This window comes from Bradyrhizobium sp. USDA3010, from assembly GCF_056429065.1.
Genome location: NZ_JBWJZD010000074.1, coordinates 1 through 18,074, shown reverse-complemented (window position 1 = coordinate 18,074; position 18,074 = coordinate 1). Strand labels below are relative to the sequence as shown.

The 18,074-nt window shown below is 65.8% G+C and carries 18 protein-coding genes and 1 pseudogene; 14 read left to right on the top strand and 5 right to left on the bottom strand.

Features of this window, described 5'->3' with window-relative positions:
• Both AC066Y_RS41590 and argJ read left to right on the top strand, forming a co-directional pair.
• Positions 1 to 117, top strand: a pseudogene (locus tag AC066Y_RS41590) (IS110 family transposase); the annotation flags it as partial.
• A gap of 114 nt (positions 118 to 231) precedes the next feature.
• Positions 232 to 1,473: a bifunctional glutamate N-acetyltransferase/amino-acid acetyltransferase ArgJ gene (argJ, locus tag AC066Y_RS41585; RefSeq protein ID WP_478278898.1), complete on the top strand. Its 1,242-nt coding sequence runs from the start codon at positions 232 to 234 to the stop codon at positions 1,471 to 1,473.
• 160 nt (positions 1,474 to 1,633) lie between these two features.
• On the opposite strand, the gene AC066Y_RS41580 is transcribed toward argJ, so the two are convergent.
• Positions 1,634 to 2,983 carry a pilus assembly protein TadG-related protein gene (locus AC066Y_RS41580; protein ID WP_478278897.1) on the bottom strand — a complete coding sequence of 450 codons (1,350 nt, stop codon included), beginning with the start codon at positions 2,981 to 2,983 and terminating at the stop codon, positions 1,634 to 1,636.
• Positions 2,984 to 3,160: 177 nt separating this feature from the next.
• On the opposite strand from AC066Y_RS41580, the gene AC066Y_RS41575 reads away from it, so the two are divergent.
• Positions 3,161 to 3,571, top strand: a complete 411-nt coding sequence (locus tag AC066Y_RS41575; RefSeq protein WP_050630700.1) for a (deoxy)nucleoside triphosphate pyrophosphohydrolase — start codon at positions 3,161 to 3,163, stop codon at positions 3,569 to 3,571.
• 170 nt (positions 3,572 to 3,741) lie between these two features.
• On the opposite strand, the gene AC066Y_RS41570 is transcribed toward AC066Y_RS41575, so the two are convergent.
• Entirely contained in the window at positions 3,742 to 4,584 is an 843-nt protein-coding gene (locus AC066Y_RS41570; protein WP_478278896.1) for a methyltransferase domain-containing protein, read from the bottom strand.
• A gap of 78 nt (positions 4,585 to 4,662) precedes the next feature.
• Here AC066Y_RS41570 and AC066Y_RS41565 point away from each other — a divergent pair, with 78 nt between their 5' ends.
• Genes AC066Y_RS41565 through AC066Y_RS41540 form a run of 6 tightly spaced genes read left to right on the top strand, consistent with a single transcriptional unit; the run spans position 4,663 to position 7,941 of the window.
• Positions 4,663 to 5,472 (top strand): ComF family protein, encoded by an 810-nt coding sequence (locus AC066Y_RS41565; RefSeq protein ID WP_478278895.1) that lies wholly within the window; start codon positions 4,663 to 4,665, stop codon positions 5,470 to 5,472.
• A 29-nt stretch (positions 5,473 to 5,501) separates the two neighbouring features.
• Entirely contained in the window at positions 5,502 to 5,774 is a 273-nt protein-coding gene (grxC, locus tag AC066Y_RS41560) for a glutaredoxin 3 (RefSeq protein ID WP_092120174.1), read from the top strand.
• The gene (locus AC066Y_RS41555; RefSeq protein ID WP_478278894.1) at positions 5,774 to 6,652 is read left to right on the top strand and encodes a carbon-nitrogen hydrolase family protein; all 879 of its coding nucleotides are present in this window, start codon (positions 5,774 to 5,776) and stop codon (positions 6,650 to 6,652) included. The genes grxC and AC066Y_RS41555 overlap by 1 nt, the downstream gene beginning before the upstream one ends.
• On the top strand, positions 6,649 to 7,119 hold the full coding sequence (locus AC066Y_RS41550) for a DUF1178 family protein (RefSeq protein ID WP_478278893.1): 471 nt from the start codon (positions 6,649 to 6,651) through the stop codon (positions 7,117 to 7,119). Before AC066Y_RS41555 ends, AC066Y_RS41550 begins: the two co-directional genes overlap by 4 nt.
• A gap of 38 nt (positions 7,120 to 7,157) precedes the next feature.
• Positions 7,158 to 7,511, top strand: a complete 354-nt coding sequence (locus AC066Y_RS41545) for a hypothetical protein (protein WP_478278892.1) — start codon at positions 7,158 to 7,160, stop codon at positions 7,509 to 7,511.
• Complete coding sequence (locus AC066Y_RS41540) at positions 7,501 to 7,941, top strand: EamA family transporter (RefSeq protein WP_478278891.1); 441 nt, start codon at positions 7,501 to 7,503, stop codon at positions 7,939 to 7,941. The genes AC066Y_RS41545 and AC066Y_RS41540 overlap by 11 nt, the downstream gene beginning before the upstream one ends.
• A gap of 2 nt (positions 7,942 to 7,943) precedes the next feature.
• Here AC066Y_RS41540 and AC066Y_RS41535 read toward each other — a convergent pair whose 3' ends face one another.
• The 3 genes from AC066Y_RS41535 to AC066Y_RS41525 all read right to left on the bottom strand — a co-directional run bounded on the left by AC066Y_RS41535 (position 7,944) and on the right by AC066Y_RS41525 (position 10,243).
• Complete coding sequence (locus AC066Y_RS41535; protein ID WP_478278890.1) at positions 7,944 to 8,843, bottom strand: DMT family transporter; 900 nt, start codon at positions 8,841 to 8,843, stop codon at positions 7,944 to 7,946.
• Between the two features lie 165 nt (positions 8,844 to 9,008).
• Positions 9,009 to 9,761 (bottom strand): bifunctional 2-polyprenyl-6-hydroxyphenol methylase/3-demethylubiquinol 3-O-methyltransferase UbiG, encoded by a 753-nt coding sequence (ubiG, locus tag AC066Y_RS41530; protein ID WP_478278889.1) that lies wholly within the window; start codon positions 9,759 to 9,761, stop codon positions 9,009 to 9,011.
• 14 nt (positions 9,762 to 9,775) lie between these two features.
• The gene (locus tag AC066Y_RS41525) at positions 9,776 to 10,243 is read right to left on the bottom strand and encodes a PH domain-containing protein (RefSeq protein ID WP_478278888.1); all 468 of its coding nucleotides are present in this window, start codon (positions 10,241 to 10,243) and stop codon (positions 9,776 to 9,778) included.
• Positions 10,244 to 10,453: 210 nt separating this feature from the next.
• Between AC066Y_RS41525 and AC066Y_RS41520 the strand changes: the two genes are divergently transcribed.
• From AC066Y_RS41520 to AC066Y_RS41500, 5 genes are all read left to right on the top strand, one after another.
• Positions 10,454 to 11,710 (top strand): aspartate kinase, encoded by a 1,257-nt coding sequence (locus AC066Y_RS41520; RefSeq protein ID WP_478278887.1) that lies wholly within the window; start codon positions 10,454 to 10,456, stop codon positions 11,708 to 11,710.
• Positions 11,711 to 12,167: 457 nt separating this feature from the next.
• Positions 12,168 to 14,435: a phosphoenolpyruvate--protein phosphotransferase gene (gene ptsP / locus AC066Y_RS41515; RefSeq protein ID WP_478278886.1), complete on the top strand. Its 2,268-nt coding sequence runs from the start codon at positions 12,168 to 12,170 to the stop codon at positions 14,433 to 14,435.
• A 56-nt stretch (positions 14,436 to 14,491) separates the two neighbouring features.
• Positions 14,492 to 15,571, top strand: coding sequence for a peptide chain release factor 1 (prfA, locus tag AC066Y_RS41510; RefSeq protein WP_478278885.1), 1,080 nt, complete (start codon positions 14,492 to 14,494; stop codon positions 15,569 to 15,571).
• Between the two features lie 181 nt (positions 15,572 to 15,752).
• Positions 15,753 to 16,634, top strand: coding sequence for a peptide chain release factor N(5)-glutamine methyltransferase (prmC, locus tag AC066Y_RS41505; protein ID WP_478278884.1), 882 nt, complete (start codon positions 15,753 to 15,755; stop codon positions 16,632 to 16,634).
• 500 nt (positions 16,635 to 17,134) lie between these two features.
• Positions 17,135 to 17,914: a DUF4167 domain-containing protein gene (locus AC066Y_RS41500; RefSeq protein ID WP_478278883.1), complete on the top strand. Its 780-nt coding sequence runs from the start codon at positions 17,135 to 17,137 to the stop codon at positions 17,912 to 17,914.
• Positions 17,915 to 18,074: the final 160 nt, after the last annotated feature.

Genomic DNA, 18,074 nt, shown 5'->3' with positions numbered 1-18,074 from the left:
CGCCAGGCCGGCAAACCGGCCAAGCTCGCCCTCATTGCTGTCGCCAGGAAGCTGCTGACCATCCTCAACGCCATGATGCGCGACCGAAAACCCTACAAGATCGCTCCATCAACATAACAGTTGCCGGCCTTCGCCGGGACGACGCCGTTGCGCGTTCGCGCCCGCGCCCTCTCCCGCTTCAGCCGGCGAGATGTTATGCAGCGCTTCCCTCCCCGTAGCCGGAAGCCTCCCATGTCCACCGCCGTCTCCCCCCTCGCCCCGCCCGACGTTCCCGAGATGCCCGTGATCGCGGGTGTGCGGCTTGCGACCGCTGCCGCCGGCATCCGCTACAAGGGGCGCACCGACGTGCTGCTCGCGCTGCTGGACAAGGGCACCACGGTGGCCGGCGTCTTCACCAAGTCGAAGTGCCCGTCGGCGCCGGTCGAATGGTGCCGCGCCAAGCTGAAGGGCGGGGCTGCGCGCGCGCTGGTCGTCAATTCCGGCAACGCCAATGCCTTCACCGGCAAGACCGGCAAGGCGTCCACCGCGCTGACCGCGCAGATCGCGGCGAAAGCCGTCGGCTGTTCGACGGCGGACGTCTTCCTTGCCTCCACCGGCGTGATCGGCGAGCCGCTCGACGCCACCAAGTTCGACGGCGTGCTGGCGCAGCTCGCGGAGACCGCGACTCCCGATCTGTGGATGGACGCGGCCAGGGCGATCATGACCACCGACACCTTCCCGAAGGTCGCCACCGCGACCGTGAAGCTCGGCAAGGCCAAGGTGACGATCAACGGCATGGCCAAGGGCGCCGGCATGATCATGCCCGACATGGCGACCATGCTGTCCTTCGTCTTCACCGACGCGCCGCTGTCGGCATCCGTGCTGCAATCCCTGCTCAAGGCCGGCGTCGAGGACACCTTCAATGCGCTGACCATCGACGGCGACACCTCGACCTCGGACACGTTGCTCGCGTTTGCGACCGGGGCTGCGGCAGCCAATGGCGCGCCGAAGATTTCGCGCGCCAGCGATCCGCGCCTGAAGGCCTTCGCCAAGGCATTCCAGCAGATCCTCGCCAATCTGTCCGAGCAGGTCGCGCGCGACGGCGAAGGCGCACGCAAGCTGGTCGAGGTCGTGGTCGAGGGCGCGACGACAAAGCCGTCGGCGCGCAGAATCGCGATGTCGATCGCCAATTCGCCGCTGGTGAAGACCGCGATCGCCGGCGAGGACGCCAATTGGGGCCGCGTGGTGATGGCGGTCGGCAAGGCCGGCGAGCCCGCCAACCGCGACAAGCTCTCGATCTCCTTCAACGGCATCCGCGTCGCCAAGAGCGGCGCGCGCGATCCGTCCTACAATGAGAAAGAAGTGTCGGAGGCGATGAAGGCGCCGAAGATCCAGATCAAGGTCGCGCTCGGCCTCGGCAAGGCGAGAGACCGCGTGCTGACCTGCGACCTCACCAAGGAATACGTCGCGATCAACGGCGATTACCGGTCGTAGGGTTCACCGTTATTGCGAAGGGCGAAGTGTCGGACCCGTCATCCTGAGGAGCGCGTAGCGCGTCTCGAAGGATGCACGGCCATCAGCCGGGCCGTCGACCCTTCGAGACGGCCGCTTCGCGGCCTCCTCAGGGTGACGGTGAGAGATAAGACTCGCGGCCTTAACTGCTGATCCGCGCGTCGGCGACTGCCTTCTTGAACAGCGTGTTCATCGCGTCCGCGATGCCCTGGGTCGGGCTAACCTCGAAATAGAAGCCCGGCGACGCACAGGCCTGCATGTTCTGCGCGATCTGGCTGTTCGGCGACGGGCCGAACGGACCCTGATTGAACGGATCGATCCAGGTCATGTACCAGTTGTTGGTCGGCAGCTGCAGATAGGTGGTGTAGAGCACCGCGATCTTGATGTTGCGCTTCTTGATCGCATCGCAGAGCGCCGGATTGATCGGCGACTGGCAGCGATTGCTGCCGGTGATCGGCTTCAGGCAGCTTGAATTCGGCTCGTCGGCGACCCCGTCGGATACGAAGAACAGGTATTTCAGCGGCGCCGACGACGTGCCCGCGCCCGGGTTTGCGATCGCGTTGTTGATCTGGGGGAAAATCGTGGTGAACTGGCTGTCCTTGTCCGCGGTGTAGGCATCGTTGTTGCCGTAGACACCCATCAGATCGATGTTGCCGGCCGCCGACTTCGCGCTCGACAGGCTTGACGACAGCGAGAACAGACTTCGCAGTCCATAGGTCTTCGAGGACGCGCCGAAGTCATAGATCGCCATGCGGAACTGGCTCGAATAGGTCTGGGTCGCCGCCGCGGTGTCCATCAATTGCTGGGTCGCGCTGCGAAGCACGTCGATCCGCGTCGTGACGCCAAGCGATTTCGCCAGATTGTAGTAGTTGTTGGGGTCGTTGTAGTCGTGGCAGGCGAAGGCGCACTGGTCGTTCGGCTTGAAGCTGTTGCCGGTGGTGGCCGTGACCAGCTTGGCGACGTCCGTCGGCGTGGCGCCGACTCCCATCGACGGCGAATTGTCCAGCAGCAGATAGAAATCGATATAGAGCGGCATGTTCGCGGTCGAGGTCGAGGTGCCCGACACGCTCACCTTGCTCCGCCCCAGCACGCCGAGGAACATGGTCGGGACATCTGCCGTGAACTGGACCGTCGAGGTGATGGTGCCGCCGCTCTTGGTCATGGTCGGCGTCACGCTGGTCAGCGTGAAGCCGTTCTGGTTGAAGATGTTGCCGTTGAAGATCTTCCTCGCGTCGGCCTCGCCCGCCGAGATCTCGCCGTCCGAGGTCATGGCCCCGGCCGCGATGAAGCCGGGCGATGCCTTGGCGACCGATCCGACGCTCGCCGCGTCGGTAGCGGATATCAGCTTGCTGCCGATCTGGTTGGCGCGGGAATAGTCGACCGCGCATCCGACCGCGACGAGCAACGGCAGCAGGGCCAGACCAAAGATCATCGCGATGTTGCCGGAGCGATCGCGGCGGAAACGGCTGACGGTCCGGAGCAAGGCGCGCATGGGTTATATCGGCAGAGAAATTGATGGGCTGATAAATCAGGACCTTCACCCTGCCGGCCGCGCATTAAGGCCGACTTATCGCGAGTGCGGAAAAAGCGCACCGGCACAAATCGATTGGCTGGCGGCGGGTTGCTGGTTAATGAAAGCTTGCAACATCAGAAGGAACATTCGTGCTGCATGGCTGACATCAAGCTGACCCTCGTCGTCGCCTGCGCGCTGGTCGATGCCGACAAACGCGTGCTGCTGGCGCAGCGTCCCGAAGGCAAGGCGTTGGCGGGGCTGTGGGAATTCCCCGGCGGCAAGATCGAGCCCGGCGAGCGGCCGGAACAGACCCTGATCCGCGAGCTGCATGAGGAGATCGGCATCACCGTGAGCGAGCCGTGCCTCGCACCGCTGACCTTCGCCAGCCATGCCTATGAGACCTTCCATCTGCTGATGCCGCTCTACATCTGCCGGCGCTGGGAGGGCATGGCGGTGGCGCGCGAGGGCCAGAACCTCGCCTGGGTCCGCGCCGGCAAGCTGCGCGACTACCCGATGCCACCGGCGGACATTCCGCTGCTGCCGCATCTGATGGATCTGTTGCTGTGATCTTCACCTTCCCGCTTGCGGGAGGCGGGTTGCCAAAATATCGAAAACAACCCCATGCAAAGGAGCCGGCGGTGGCCGGCGTTCGACCAGGCTGCTTGACACGTCGGGCAACTCACGGGTATTTTTCCAATATTCCGAAATCACCGACGCACGCTTGCCGCTGTGCGTCCCTAACGCTTGCTTCCCTTCACTGCCGCCTCCAAACTCGCTTTCGCCGAGCCGGGCTTCAGCGGCTTCGGCTGGCTTTCGTGCGGGGCCCAGCCGGAGAGCCAGACGATGTCGAAGGTGGCGCGGATGCGGCCGTCGGCATCGGCGAAGCGCTCGCCGTAGATTTGCGCCATCCGCAGCATGGTGGCGCGGCGGGTCGGGGTGTGGCGGCGCTCGCGCAGCACATTGGTCGCGCCCATCCGCCTGAGGTCGGCCATCAATGCGAACGCGCTTGAATAGCGCACCACGACGCGGTCGACGTCGGTGACCGGCAGCGCGAAGCCGGCCCGCTGCAACAGCGCGCCGATGTCGCGCAGATCGGCGAATGGCACAACGCGCGGCGACACCCCGCCCTCGCACTCCGCCTCCGCCGCGGCAAAGCTTTGCCTGAGCTCGGTCAGCGTGTCGCCGCCGATCATTGAAGCGAGCAGCAGCCCGTCCGGCTTCAGCGCGCGGCGAAGCTGCGCCAGCACGCCCGGCAGATCGTTGACGAACTGGAAGGCGAGCGCGGAGACCACGAGATCGCGCGACTCGGGCGGCAAGCCGAGCGCTTCCGTCTCGGCGAAACCGATCGTATCGACCGATCCGACTCGCCCGCGCAGGGCGTCCGCGAGCCCATCCCCCGGCGTCCAGACGTCGGCCGCTGAAGCAAAGCTGCGCGACACCGCCAGCAAGCGGTCGACTATGTCTTCTGTGGCCCGCTCAAGCAGGAACGTCGCCGCCCCTTCGCGCCCCGCGCGGGCAAGCCGCGCACCAAGCAATGCGCGATCGAACAGGATGGGAGCCGTGGCCGGGGTCGTTACCATCCGCGCTGGTTACGCCGGACGGCGGTCGCAGGCAATGCGCCTTGAGCCCGTGCGGCTCAAACGCTAGCCTCATCAGCCATGGACGCCGAGGCATCACCGACAAGCTCGATTTCCGGTCACATTCAGCGTGCGCTCGGCACAGTCGGGGGCGCGTGGCTGCGTACCGCGCGGCTGGCACTCGACATCGCGCTGCCGACGCTGTGCGTGTCCTGCCGCGAGCCGGTCCATGGCGAGGGCGTCTGCGCGGCCTGCTGGGCCAAATTGTCGTTCATCGCCCAGCCGTTTTGTCCGCGGCTCGGCATTCCCTTTGTCTACGATCCCGGGCCGGAGCTGCTGTCGATGGAGGCGATCGCCAATCCGCCCGCCTACCAGCGCGCCCGCGCCGCGGTGCGCTATGACGACGTCGCGCGCACCCTGGTGCACGCCTTGAAATACCAGGATCGCACCGACCTGGCGCCGACAATGGGCCGCTGGATGGCACGCGCGGGGAAGGAATTGCTACGGGATGCCGACATGCTGGTGCCGGTTCCCCTGCACTGGCGACGCGGTTGGAGCCGGCGCTACAACCAGTCCGGCGCGCTTGCCAAGGTGATCGCGCGCCAGAGCGGCGTCAAAATGGTCTCCGAGGCGCTGCGGCGCACCCGGGCCACCGAGCAGCAGATCGGGTTGTCGCGCAAGGATCGCGCCAGCAATGTGCAGGGCGCATTCGGGGTCGCCGATGAACGCAAGGCTGACATCCAGGGCCGCCGCGTGATCCTGGTCGACGACGTCCTGACCTCGGGCGCCACGGTGGATGCCTGCGCGCGGGCGCTGTTGCGCGCCAAAGCCGCGCAGGTCGACGTGCTGGTGTTTGCCCGGGTTGTCGATGCCCACCGCGCTCCCATATAATCTGTCATTCAGGTTCAACCGAGCGCACCATGACCGCTGCCATCGAAATCTATACCCGCCCGGGCTGCGGTTATTGCACCGCGGCCAAATCGCTTTTGACGCGCAAGAACGCGGCGTTCACCGAATTGAGCGTCGCCAGCAACCCGTCCTATCGCGACGAGATGTACGACCGCGCCGGCACCGGGGCGACCTTCCCGCAGATCTTCATCGGCAAGACCCATGTCGGCGGCTGCGACGAGCTCTACGCGCTCGACCGCGAGGGCAAGCTCGATGGCCTGCTCAGCAACGGAGGCGGCGCCTGATGAGCACGGACAACATTTTCACTGCCGCCATGGTGCAGATGCGCACCGGATTGCTGCCCGAGCCGAGCCTCGAGCAGGGAACGCGGCTGATCCGCGAAGCGGCGGCCCAGGGCGCCAAATACGTGCTGACCCCCGAGGTCAGCAACATGATGCAGCTGAACCGCAAGGCGCTGTTCGAGCATCTGGCGAGCGAAGAGGACGACAAGTCGCTGCAGGCCTATCGCACGCTGGCCGCCGAACTGAAAATCCATCTGCATATCGGCTCGCTGGCACTGCGCTACTCGCCGGAGAAGGCGGTCAACCGTTCGTTCCTGATCGGGCCCGAGGGCAATGTGCTCGCGAGTTACGACAAGATCCATATGTTCGACATCGACCTGCCGGGCGGCGAGAGCTATCGCGAATCGGCCAACTACCAGCCGGGCGAGACCGCCGTGATCTCCGACCTGCCCTGGGGCCGGATCGGACTGACGATCTGCTACGACGTGCGCTTCCCGGCGCTGTATCGCGCGCTTGCCGAGGCCGGCGCGTCGTTCCTCACCGTGCCGTCCGCCTTCACCCGCAAGACCGGCGAAGCGCATTGGCACACGCTGCTGCGCGCCCGTGCCATCGAGACCGGCTGCTTCGTGTTCGCAGCGGCCCAGGCCGGCCTGCATGAGAACAAGCGCGAGACCTTCGGGCATTCGCTGATCATCGACCCCTGGGGCGAGATCCTTGCCGAGGGCGGCGTCGAGCCCGGCGTGTTCCTGGCCGAGATCGATCCCTCCAAGGTCGAAACCGCGCGCAAGACCATCCCTTCACTTCAGCACGGCAGGCGTTTCGGCATCGCCGACCCCAAGGCCGGCCCGGAGCATCTGCACCTCGTCCGGGGTTCGGCATGATCCGCTACACGCTGCGCTGCGAGCGCGGCCATCAGTTCGAGAGCTGGTTCCAGAGCTCATCGGCCTATGAATCGCAGGAGCGGCGTCACCTGATCGATTGCCCGTCCTGCGGCTCCGATAAGATCGAGCGCGCAATCATGGCGCCGCAAATCGTCAGCAAGAAGGGCCGCGAACCGGCCCGGCCGGCACCGGCCGCCCCGGTCGAGGCGACGCCTGCCGAATCGACGTCGCTGATGATGGCGCAGGAGCGCGAGTTGCGCAGCAAGCTGAAGGAACTGCGCGACCACATCGTGAAGAACGCCGACAATGTCGGCGACCGCTTCCCGAACGAGGCGCGCAAGATGCATTACGGCGATATCGAGCATCGGCCGATCTATGGCGAGGCTTCGCCCGAGGAGGCGCGCGCGCTGATCGACGAAGGCGTCGAGGTCTCGCCGCTGCCGACGCTGCCGGAAGACCGGAACTAGGGTATTGGATCGGTGAACGAAGCGCTCTCCAATCCGCCATGAACCGATGCGCCGCTCTTCAATCACTTGTTCATTTTGATGCACCCATCCCCGATTTGGAGGCGCGCCTCCGATCGTTCGGGTGGGATTCTGATGAAGTTGTGACGTTGACGCGTCGACATATCGCCGACGTGTTGGAGCGGTATACGAGCGGCAGAATCAACGCTACGGCCGTCGAGGCGTGGGCGAACTTAATCGAATGCCGCGAAGACATCCGGATCGAACCTAATCACGAAAAAATTGTCCGCGCGGCGATCCACGATCTCGCCAACCCTAAGCTTCAGGGTAAGTTGCAAGACATTGCACCGAGGATTCTCTCCAGCCTGTCTCAAGGTTCGCCTCATGCCATCTGACACCTTCACCTCCTGGCAGGTCTGGGCGTTTCTCTCGGCCGTGTTCGCCGCGCTGACCGCGATCTTCGCCAAGGTCGGCGTCGAGGGCATCAACTCCGATCTCGCCACCCTGATCCGCACCGTGGTCGTGCTGATCACGCTGTCGGCCATCCTGTTCGCGACCGGGCAATTCACCCAGGCCGGACCGATCTCGGGCAAGAGCTGGCTGTTCCTGCTGCTGTCCGGGCTCGGCACCGGCGCGTCGTGGATCTGCTATTTCCGCGCGCTCAAGCTCGGCCCCGCCACACTTGTCGCGCCGATCGACAAGCTCAGCGTGGTGCTGGTGGCGCTGTTCGGCGCCGTGTTCCTCGGCGAGCGCCCGTCCGGCTATGGCTGGATCGGGATCGCGCTGATCTCGGCCGGCGCGGTGCTGATCGCGGTGAAGGGGTAATCTTACGCGGCGATCAGCAGCGCGACGCCGATCACGATCATGACGATGCCCAAAACCTCACGCAGCGAAAACGGCTGCTTGAGCGAGAAATACGCCACGCCCTGCGCGAACAGCACCTCGATCAGCGCCAGCGTGCGCACATTGGCGGCGGCGGTGAGCGCGAACGCCAGGAACCAGAACTGCGAGGAGAACGCGCCCATGAAGCCCGCGAACATCGACGGCCGCCACAGGCCGAGGATTTTCCGCAGCACGTCGGGCGCGCGCAGCAACAGATAGACCGACAGGATCAGCGTCTGGACGAGCAGGCTCCACATCAGCGTGTACGACGCCGCGGTCACGAACGAGACGGAAGGCACGGCAATGATCGCGCCGCGAAAACTCACCGCCGAGATCGCGAACACGGCGGCGGCGCCGAGGCCGAGCACGGTCGGGCGCAGATCGGCAAAACTCTTCTGCCCGTCCGGCCTGAGCGCGGTGACGACGACGCCGATGGTCGCGATCACGATCGCGATCACCTTAGGCGTCGTCAGATGGTCGCCGAGGAAGATGAAGCCGAAGATCGCGGTCTGGATCGCCTCGGTTTTCATGTAGGCGGTGGTCACCACGAAGGAGCGATCGTTCATCGCCAGCAGCATGAAGCCGGTGCCGACGATCTGGCTGAGCGCGCCGACCACGAGCCACGGCCAGAACGAGTCCGCCGGCCACGGCACGCGATCGCCGGTCAGCAGCACCGCCAGCGCGAAGAACACCACCGCGAACGGCAGGCCGAACAGGAAGCGGATATTGGTCGCGCCCCAGGTCCCGAGCGGCCCGGTCAGATGCCGCTGCATCGCATTGCGCGCCACCTGCCCGAACGCAGCGACGATGGTGAAGGGGATCCAGAGCGAGGCGATTGTGAACATGCGGGATGAGGAAGGCGTGCCGGGGCGGGAGTACGCGCACAGCGTGCCGATTGCCGCCGACGTGGTCAACCGAGCCGGCGCATGACTGGATTGCGCGACATCCACAAGCTCGCTGTCGTCCCTGCGTCCGCAGGGACGACATCGGTTGTGTGGATACGGATCGTCCTATACCTCTTCCGCCACCACCATGTAGTTCACGTCCATGTCGGACGAGACGCTCCATTTGTCGGCGAGCGGGTTGTAGACCACGCCGGCCTGTTCGGTGACGGTGAGGTTGACGTCGCCGAGATAGCGCTCGAGCTCGGCGGGGGTGACGAACTTGCTCCAGTCATGGGTGCCGCGCGGCAGCCAGCGCAGCACGTATTCGGCGCCGACGATCGCCAGCGCGAAGCTCTTCCAGTTGCGGTTCAAGGTCGAGACCACCATCAGCCCGCCCGGCTTGAGCATGACGGCGCAGCGCTTGATGAAGGCGCCGACGTCGACGACGTGCTCGACCACCTCCATCGCCAGCACGATGTCAAAGCGCTCGCGTGCGTCCATCTCCTCCACCGTGGTGCAGCGGTAGTCGATCGACAGATGGCCCTTGTCGGCATGCAGCTTCGCGGCAGCGATGTTGGTGGCGGACGGATCGATCCCGATCACCTGGGCGCCGAGCCGGGTGAACGGCTCGCACAGCAGCCCGGCGCCGCAGCCGATGTCGAGCAGACGCAGGCCGGACAGGCAGCTCAGGCTCTTGGCGTTGCGCTCGAACTTGCGACATGCGGCGTCGCGGATATAGGTCAGGCGCAGCGGATTGATCTTGTGCAGCGGCGCCATCTTGCCGCGCGGATCCCACCATTCATCCGACAGTTTCGAGAACTTCGCGATTTCGGCCGGATCGACCGAGGCGGCGGTGGAATTGGAAAGCGTTGTGGCCATGATTGCGCGCGCCCCTATCGCGCGGTGATCGAATTGCGAAACGACAGCGGCGCGGCGATGGTCTTGATGGTCTCGATGCCCTCGCCGACGCCGCGGATGGTGACGTCGCCGTAATTGAGCAGGCGTCCCATGATGCTCTGGTTGACGTCGACGCTCTCGACCTTGTCGAGGCTCATCTCGAAGGTGCGCCGCTTGATGAAGCCGGTTTTGTGCACGACGCGGAAATTGGTCACGTCAGTCTCGGTCGTCCAGCGATGGAACCAGGCCGCGCCGGTCCAGTACAGCGCCGCGACCGCGACCACGGCGGCGGCCGCAAGGCAGGCCAGCACCAGGCCGTCGACCGTCGTCATCCGGGACAGGATCAAGAGCGCCAGGACCACGATCCAGGCCGCGATCGCCGGCAGATAGAACATCCAGTGCGCATTGGTGGAATACAGCACCTTCTCGCCGGGCTGCAGGATTTCGTCGATATAGCGTCCCATCCAATCCCGCCTTCGAGTTACCTGCGAGTCACCGTTGCGCCACAGCCCGGCCGCAACCGGCAAAACACCCCCAAAAGACCCTCCGGAGACCCCTACCAACCGGCTTGCCCCCGGGCGCGGCGCTATGTATACGCGCCTTTCGGTGCCCGCGCTTGCGGTTTTCGGCGTGGGTTAACCTACTTATCCTCTTAAAGGAATAGACGCGTCGTCATGGGCCGCCTCGTGATGAAATTCGGCGGTACGTCCGTCGCCAATATCGATCGTATCCGCAACGTCGCCCAGCACGTGAAGCGCGAGGTCGACGCCGGCCACGAGGTCGCCGTCGTCGTCTCCGCGATGTCCGGCAAGACCAACGAGTTGGTGGGCTGGTGCACCGAGGCCTCGCCGATGCACGACGCGCGCGAATATGACGCGGTGGTCGCCTCCGGCGAACAGGTCACCTCGGGCCTGCTCGCGATCGTGCTGCAGGGCATCGGCATCCAGGCGCGCTCCTGGCAGGGCTGGCAGATCCCGATCAAGACCTCGGAGGCGCATGCTTCGGCGCGCATCCTCGATATCGACGGCAGCGAGATCATCACCCGTTTCAAGGAGCGCAAGGAAGTCGCCGTGATCGCCGGCTTCCAGGGCATCAACCCGCAGACCGGCCGCATCACCACGCTCGGCCGCGGCGGTTCGGACACTTCGGCGGTGGCGATCGCGGCCGCTTTGCGCGCCGACCGCTGCGACATCTACACCGATGTCGACGGCGTCTACACCACCGATCCGCGCGTGGTGCCGAAGGCGCGCCGACTCGACAAGATCGCGTTCGAGGACATGCTGGAGCTGGCCTCGCAGGGCGCCAAGGTGCTGCAGGTTCGCTCGGTGGAACTCGGCATGGTGCACAACATGCCGATCTTCGTGCGCTCCAGCTTCGACAAGCCAGAGGATATCGACCCGCACGCCAACCAGCCGCCGGGCACGCTGATCTGCAGCGAGGAGGAAATCATGGAAATGCACGTCGTCACCGGCATCGCCTTCTCCAAGGACGAAGCCCAGATTTCCGTGCGCCAGATCGAGGACAAGCCCGGCGTCGCCGCGGCGATCTTCGGGCCGCTCGCGGATGCCAACATCAACGTCGACATGATCGTGCAGAACGTGTCGGAGGACGGCAAGACCACCGACCTCACCTTCACCGTGCCGGCCACCGACTACAACCGCGCCAGGGACACCATTACCTCCGCCAAGGCCAAGATCGGCTACGCCAGGCTCGACACCGCGACCGACGTCGCCAAGGTCTCGGTGATCGGCAGCGGCATGCGCAGCCATGCCGGCGTCGCGGCGAAGGCGTTCAAGGCGCTGGCTGATCGCAACATCAACATCCGCGCCATCACCACCTCCGAGATCAAGTTCTCGGTCCTGATCGACGCCGCCTATACCGAACTCGCGGTCCGCACGCTGCACACGCTGTACGGGCTGGACCAGGCGTAGGGCTTTCCGGGGCCCCTTCCGTTCGTCATTCCGGGGCCCGCGAAGCGGGAGCCCGGAAGCCATCGGCCCGCAGGCCATGTGGTGAAATGGATTCCAGGCTCGACGCTACGCGTCGCCCCGGAATGACGAGGGATGGGATTACGCCGCCTCCCGCGGAACAAGCGGCCCCCGGTACCGGCGTCCCGGAGTTAGAATTTCTCTTAGCGGGCGCAGCATCGGGCTGACGCAGACGTTATTTGCTACTGGCAGGCGTTTTGCTTGGCAAAGCGAGCCTCGATTGGCTATACGGCCAGTCAGGTGGGCTGTCGCAAACTGTGGCACAGTTTGTGCGATCCCGAATCGGCGGGAACTGGCGCGAGCGGCGACGCCGAATGACTAAAATTGTTGTGTTTGACGAGTTTTGCGCCAACGGCCGGCCGGCCCCGTGCGCCGGCCTGGTGGGGAGGGACTGAAGCACATGCGGAGCGCGTCGGGAGGCCCCCGCGTCCTGTTGAGGCGGCTCCGCGAAACCATGGCGGAGCAAGTCTCCGCCCAGGAACGCCTCGACAAGATCGTGGTGCTGATCGCGGCCAACATGGTGGCCGAGGTCTGCTCCTGCTATGTGCTGCGCATCGACAACACGCTCGAGCTCTACGCCACCGAGGGTCTGAACCGCGACGCCGTGCACCGCACCGTGCTGAGCGCGCATGAGGGCCTCGTCGGCCTCGTCGCCAGCGAGGCGACGCCGCTCAATCTCTCCGACGCGCAAAGCCATCCGGCCTTCGCCTACCGCCCCGAGACCGGCGAAGAAATCTACCACTCGTTCCTCGGCGTGCCGATCCTGCGCGCCGGCAACACGCTCGGCGTGCTCGTGGTGCAGAACCGCGCCAAGCGCACCTATGTCGAGGAAGAGGTCGAGGCGCTGCAGACCACCGCCATGGTGCTGGCGGAGATGATCGCCTCCGGCGAGCTTGCCGCGCTGGCCCAGCCCGGCGCCGAGCCCGCCGCGCGGCACTCGCTGCACAAGACCGGTGCGGTGCTCTCCGACGGCATCGCGCTCGGCCATGTCGTGCTGCACGAGCCGCGCGTCGTCATCACCAACTATATCGCCGAGGACCTGCCGAAGGAGATCAAGCGGCTCGACACCGCGCTCGCCAATCTGCGCGCCGATCTCGACCGCATGCTGGAGCGCGGCGACGTTGCCGAAGGCGGCGAGCATCGCGAGGTGCTGGAAGCCTACCGCATGTTCGCCAACGACCAGGGCTGGTCGCACAAGCTGCATGAGGCGGTCGCCACCGGCCTCACCGCGGAAGCCGCCGTCGAACGCGTGCAGTCCGACACCCGCGCGCGCATGCTGCGCTCGACCGATCCTTATCTGCGCGACCGGCTGCACGATCTCGAGGATCTCGGCCATCGCCTGATGCGCCAACTGGTCGGCCAGGACCATGCGCCGACGCGCGAGCAGCTGCCCGACAACGCCATCCTGATCGCGCGCGCGATGGGCCCCGCGGCACTGCTCGACTATGACCGCAAGCGGCTGCGCGGCCTGGTGCTGGAGGAAGGCACCGCGAATTCGCACGTCTCGATCGTGGCGCGCGCGCTCGGCATTCCCGCGGTCGGCGAGGTGCCGAACGCGCCCGGCATTGCCGATCCGGGCGATGCCATCATCGTCGACGGCATTTCGGGCGAGATCTATGTCCGCCCCTCCGCCGAGATCGAATCCGCCTACGCCGAGCGCGTCCGGTTCCGGGCGCGGCGGCAGGCGCAATATTCGGCGCTCCGCGACAAGCCTTGCGTGACCAAGGACGGCCAGCCGATCGAGCTCCTGATCAACGCCGGCCTGACCATCGACCTGCCGCATATCGAGGACACCGGCAGCGCCGGCATCGGCCTGTTCCGCACCGAATTGCAGTTCATGGTGAGCCCGAGCCTGCCGCGTTCGAGCGACCAGCTCGCGCTGTACCGCACCGTGCTCGATGCCGCCGGCACCAAGCCGGTCACCTTCCGCACGCTCGACATCGGCGGCGACAAGGCGCTGCCCTACATGGAGACCGTGGTCGAGGAAAATCCCGCGCTCGGCTGGCGCGCGATCCGGCTCGGCCTCGACCGCCCCGGCCTGCTGCGCGGCCAGATCCGCGCGCTGCTGCGCGCCGGCGGCGGACGTGCGCTGAAGATCATGTTCCCGATGATCTCCGAGATCGCCGAGTTCGACCAGGCCAAGGCGATCGTCGAGCGCGAGCTGACCTATCTGCGCCAGCACGGCCATTCGCTGCCCGAACGGATCGATATCGGCACCATGGTCGAAGTGCCGGCCCTGCTTTACCAGCTCGACGAGCTGCTGAAGAAGGTCGACTTCGTCTCGGTCGGCTCCAACGACCTGTTCCAGTTCCTGTTCGCGGTCGACCGTGGCAATGCCAAGGTCTCCGAACGCTTCGACATCCTGTCGGCGCCGATCCTGCGCGCCCTGCGCGACATCGTGCGCAAGGCCAAGATCGCGAAGAAAGCCGCCTCGCTGTGCGGTGAGATGGCGTCGAAGCCGATCGGCGCGCTGGCGCTGATCGCGCTCGGCTATCGCTCGCTGTCGCTGTCGGCGACCGCGCACGGCCCGGTCAAGGCCTTGATCCTCGACCTCGACGCCAACAAGGCCGAGGCGATGATCAATCCGCTGCTGGACGCGCCGGTCGGCAGCGTCTCGATCCGCGGGGCGCTGACGAAGTTTGCGGAAACCGAGGGGCTGGCCTTGTAGCGACGCTGCCGTCGCCTCCGCCACCCTTCGCGCTTTCAGCAATTCGAGACTCCGCCATGCTACCCGAAGCCAAACTCGACGTCCTGCTCGCCCATCACGCCTCGCTCGAGGCCGAGCTGCTCGGCCAGGTCAACTCGGATCGCTATGTTGCGATCACGCGCGAGCTCGCCGAGCTCAATCCGCTGATCGATGCGGTGAAGACCTATCGCTCCGCCCGATCGGAACTCGCCGACACCGAGGCGTTGCTGGCCGATGCGGGGACCGATCCCGAGATGCGCAGCATGGCGGAAGCCGAGCTGGAGACGCTGCAGGCGCGCATCGGCGAGCTCGAGCAGAAGATCCGCGTCGCGCTGTTGCCGAAGGACGCGATGGACGACCGCAACGTGGTGCTGGAAATCCGCGCCGGCACCGGCGGCGACGAGGCCTCGCTGTTCGCCGGCGACCTGTTCCGGATGTATGAGCGCTTCGCGGCCTTGCAGGGCTGGAAGGTCGAGGTGATCTCGGCGAGCGAAGGCACCGTCGGCGGCTACAAGGAAATCATCGCCGAGGTGCAGGGCCGCGGCGCCTTCGCCAAGCTGAAATTCGAGTCCGGCGTGCACCGCGTGCAGCGCGTGCCCGACACCGAGACGCAGGGCCGCATCCACACCTCGGCCGCCACGGTCGCCGTGCTGCCCGAGGTCGAGGACGTCGACGTCGACATCAAGGACACCGACTTAAGGATCGAGACCATGCGCGCCGGCGGCGCCGGCGGCCAACACGTCAACAAGACCGAGTCCGCGATCCGCATCACCCATCTGCCGACCGGCATCGTGGTGATGATGCAGGACAGCCGCTCGCAGCACAAAAACCGGGCGTCGGCGATGAACATCCTGCGCTCGCGCATCTATGACGCCGAGCGCCAGCGCGTCGATGCCGCGCGCTCCGCCGACCGCAAGGAGAAGGTCGGCTCCGGCGACCGCTCGGAGCGGATCCGCACCTATAATTTCCCGCAAGGGAGGGTCACCGACCACCGCATCAATCTGACGCTCTACAAGCTGCCGCAGGTGATCGCGGGCGAGGCGCTCGGCGAACTGATCGATGCGCTGACCACCGAGCACCAGGCCGCGCAGCTCGCGGCACAGGGCGCGGCGGCGTGAACCGATCCGGTTGCCGGCTGCATTGATCGTCGTCGTCCCTGCCAAAGCAAGGACCCAACCACAGGGCGTCATTGTTGATCCCGATATCGACCCAGACCACCCAGATCGAAGGGCCGCGGCGTACGGGTCCCCGCATTCGCGGGGACGACGAGCGGTCGGTGTTGCGCGAGGACACCGCGTGATGGCGCCTGTGGTCAACGCAACGGTCGAGAGCGCCCGCCGCGCATTGGCTGCGCAGCTGCAATCGGCCGGCAACGATTCCGCCGAACTCGATGCACGGCTGCTGGTCGGCGCCGCGCTTCGCCTCGATCTGACCGGCATGGTGACCGGCGCCAAACGCATTCTGACGAAGGACGAAGCGGATCGCCTCGAGGGCCTCGCGCGGCGCCGTCTCGGCGGCGAACCGGTCGCGCGCATTCTCGGCATCAAGGAATTTTGGGGACTGCCGCTGCATCTGACCGCCGCGACGCTGGTGCCGCGCCCCGACACCGAGACCGTGGTCGAGCGCGCGCTCGAGCTGCTGCGCGCCGACGGCGCGGCGGATCGCGCGTTGCGGATCGCCGATCTCGGCACCGGTTCGGGCGCGATCCTGCTGGCGCTGCTCTCGGAACTGCCCCACGCGCATGGCTTCGGCACCGACATCTCCACGGAGGCGCTGCAGACGGCGAGCCGCAACGCCGCCGAGCTCGGGCTTAGCCAGCGCGCGACATGGATCGCGTGCGACTATGGCAGCGCGCTGACCGGCGCGTTCGACCTGATCGTGTCCAATCCGCCCTACATCCCCTCGGCCGACATCGCCGGCCTCGCCATCGAGGTGCGCGCGCACGATCCCCGCGCGGCGGTCGATGGCGGCGCCGACGGGCTCGACGCCTACCGCGCGCTGATTTCGCAGTCTGCGGGTCTTTTGACCTCGGGTGGATTTCTGGTTGTGGAAATTGGACAGGGCCAGAGCGGCGACGTTGAAGCGCTGATGACGGCTTCCGGGTTATCCCCAACGGGGCCGCCCAAGGCCGATCTCGGGGGCGTTCCGAGGGCCGTTTCAGCCCGCCGGCTGCCCCGATAAAGTCCTATTGGAACGCAAAAAAACCTCTTGGAATATCCCCCGGGAACGACTACGTTCCGCCCACAACATCGGTGCTGGCCCCGTAACCGTTACGGGTGATGACCAGGGTTCAGCAGAGCCCGCCGATCGAAAGGTTCCAGGAACGCAGGTCTCATTGAGCGCAATAGCCGAAGCTGTGCTGCTCTCGACCGCCAAGCGAACGAAAGCCTGTTATTGCGCTTGAACACTTACGCACGAGAACTGGGCCTGTCTCAACGGGCGGAATGATTTTGTCGCTGGCGCGTTTGGCCGGCGGCGGTTGGGGAACGCGTCTTTGCTGAACGCGACTTTGCTGAACGAGATGGTCGGCGACATCGATGCCACTTCGAACGGTATTGCGATTCCGTGCGCCTAGGCGCGCGCCGAATCGGACTCTGGGAATCGGACTTCTGAGAATTCGGACTTCTGAGAAATCGGACTGTGGACTGCAATAACTTCAGGGCTGGAATAAAAGGCGACAGATGAGAAACGGTCAGAACAACAAGCGGATGCGCAACCGGAATAACAACAACAATAACAACAACAATAATAACCGGCGCGGCCAGAATCCCCTGACACGGGTGTACGAATCGAACGGACCCGACATCAAGATCCGCGGCACGGCCTCCCACGTGGCCGAGAAATACGTCCAGCTTGCGCGCGATGCACGCTCCTCCGGCGATCCGGTGGCAGCCGAGAACTACTACCAGCACGCCGAGCACTACTACCGGATCATCGCGGCCGCGCAGGAGCAGTTCCGGCAGAATCAGCAACCGCCGCGCCCCGACGCCGAGGTGACGCAGACCGAAGACGGCGACGACGACAGCGACGGCTATTCGAGCTTCGGCCAGGAGCCGGGCTTCGTGCCGCAGCAGCAACAGCCATTCATGCGCGACAACGGCCAGCAGCCCTACCAGCAGCCGCGGGAGCATCGCGAACGTGACCAGCCGCCGCGCGAGCAGCAGCCGCGGGAGCACCGCGAACGCGAGCATCGTCCGCAGCCGCAGTATCAGCCGCTACCGCAGAACCAGCCGCAGCCGGTGCTGGCCGATGCCGGCGGCGTCGATCGCCTGCCCTCGTTCATCACCGGCGGCGCGCAGCCGCAGGTCAACGGCGGCCCCTATGAAGCCAACAATGGCGGCGCAGAACGCGGCGAACGGAGCGAGCGCTTTCCGCGTCGTCGCCGCCGTCCGCACGGCCCGCGCCCCGACATGGCGGCGCAGCCGGCGCCGAGCGACGACTTCAATCCGGGCAACGAGTAACGCACGTGCGCAGCCACCCTCCCCTGGAAGGGGAGGGGAATCGCACGTGCGCGGCTGCAAGTAGTTGCCAAATCGGGAGAAAGAGATTCTGAAGGTCGCTCCTGATCTAGAGGGAGCGGCCGATGCAACGATTTGCCGAGTGCTTCGAAGATTTGCCCGA

Excerpts from the sequence above, each read along its gene's own strand:
- argJ (WP_478278898.1), top strand. The coding sequence starts at position 232 with ATGTCCACCGCCGTCTCCCCCCTCGCCCCGCCCGACGTTCCCGAGATG.
- AC066Y_RS41580 (WP_478278897.1), bottom strand. The coding sequence starts at position 2,983 with ATGCGCGCCTTGCTCCGGACCGTCAGCCGTTTCCGCCGCGATCGCTCC.
- AC066Y_RS41575 (WP_050630700.1), top strand. The coding sequence starts at position 3,161 with ATGGCTGACATCAAGCTGACCCTCGTCGTCGCCTGCGCGCTGGTCGAT.
- AC066Y_RS41570 (WP_478278896.1), bottom strand. The coding sequence starts at position 4,584 with ATGGTAACGACCCCGGCCACGGCTCCCATCCTGTTCGATCGCGCATTG.
- AC066Y_RS41565 (WP_478278895.1), top strand. The coding sequence starts at position 4,663 with ATGGACGCCGAGGCATCACCGACAAGCTCGATTTCCGGTCACATTCAG.
- grxC (WP_092120174.1), top strand. The coding sequence starts at position 5,502 with ATGACCGCTGCCATCGAAATCTATACCCGCCCGGGCTGCGGTTATTGC.
- AC066Y_RS41555 (WP_478278894.1), top strand. The coding sequence starts at position 5,774 with ATGAGCACGGACAACATTTTCACTGCCGCCATGGTGCAGATGCGCACC.
- AC066Y_RS41550 (WP_478278893.1), top strand. The coding sequence starts at position 6,649 with ATGATCCGCTACACGCTGCGCTGCGAGCGCGGCCATCAGTTCGAGAGC.
- AC066Y_RS41545 (WP_478278892.1), top strand. The coding sequence starts at position 7,158 with ATGAACCGATGCGCCGCTCTTCAATCACTTGTTCATTTTGATGCACCC.
- AC066Y_RS41540 (WP_478278891.1), top strand. The coding sequence starts at position 7,501 with ATGCCATCTGACACCTTCACCTCCTGGCAGGTCTGGGCGTTTCTCTCG.
- AC066Y_RS41535 (WP_478278890.1), bottom strand. The coding sequence starts at position 8,843 with ATGTTCACAATCGCCTCGCTCTGGATCCCCTTCACCATCGTCGCTGCG.
- ubiG (WP_478278889.1), bottom strand. The coding sequence starts at position 9,761 with ATGGCCACAACGCTTTCCAATTCCACCGCCGCCTCGGTCGATCCGGCC.
- AC066Y_RS41525 (WP_478278888.1), bottom strand. The coding sequence starts at position 10,243 with ATGGGACGCTATATCGACGAAATCCTGCAGCCCGGCGAGAAGGTGCTG.
- AC066Y_RS41520 (WP_478278887.1), top strand. The coding sequence starts at position 10,454 with ATGGGCCGCCTCGTGATGAAATTCGGCGGTACGTCCGTCGCCAATATC.
- ptsP (WP_478278886.1), top strand. The coding sequence starts at position 12,168 with ATGCGGAGCGCGTCGGGAGGCCCCCGCGTCCTGTTGAGGCGGCTCCGC.
- prfA (WP_478278885.1), top strand. The coding sequence starts at position 14,492 with ATGCTACCCGAAGCCAAACTCGACGTCCTGCTCGCCCATCACGCCTCG.
- prmC (WP_478278884.1), top strand. The coding sequence starts at position 15,753 with ATGGCGCCTGTGGTCAACGCAACGGTCGAGAGCGCCCGCCGCGCATTG.
- AC066Y_RS41500 (WP_478278883.1), top strand. The coding sequence starts at position 17,135 with ATGAGAAACGGTCAGAACAACAAGCGGATGCGCAACCGGAATAACAAC.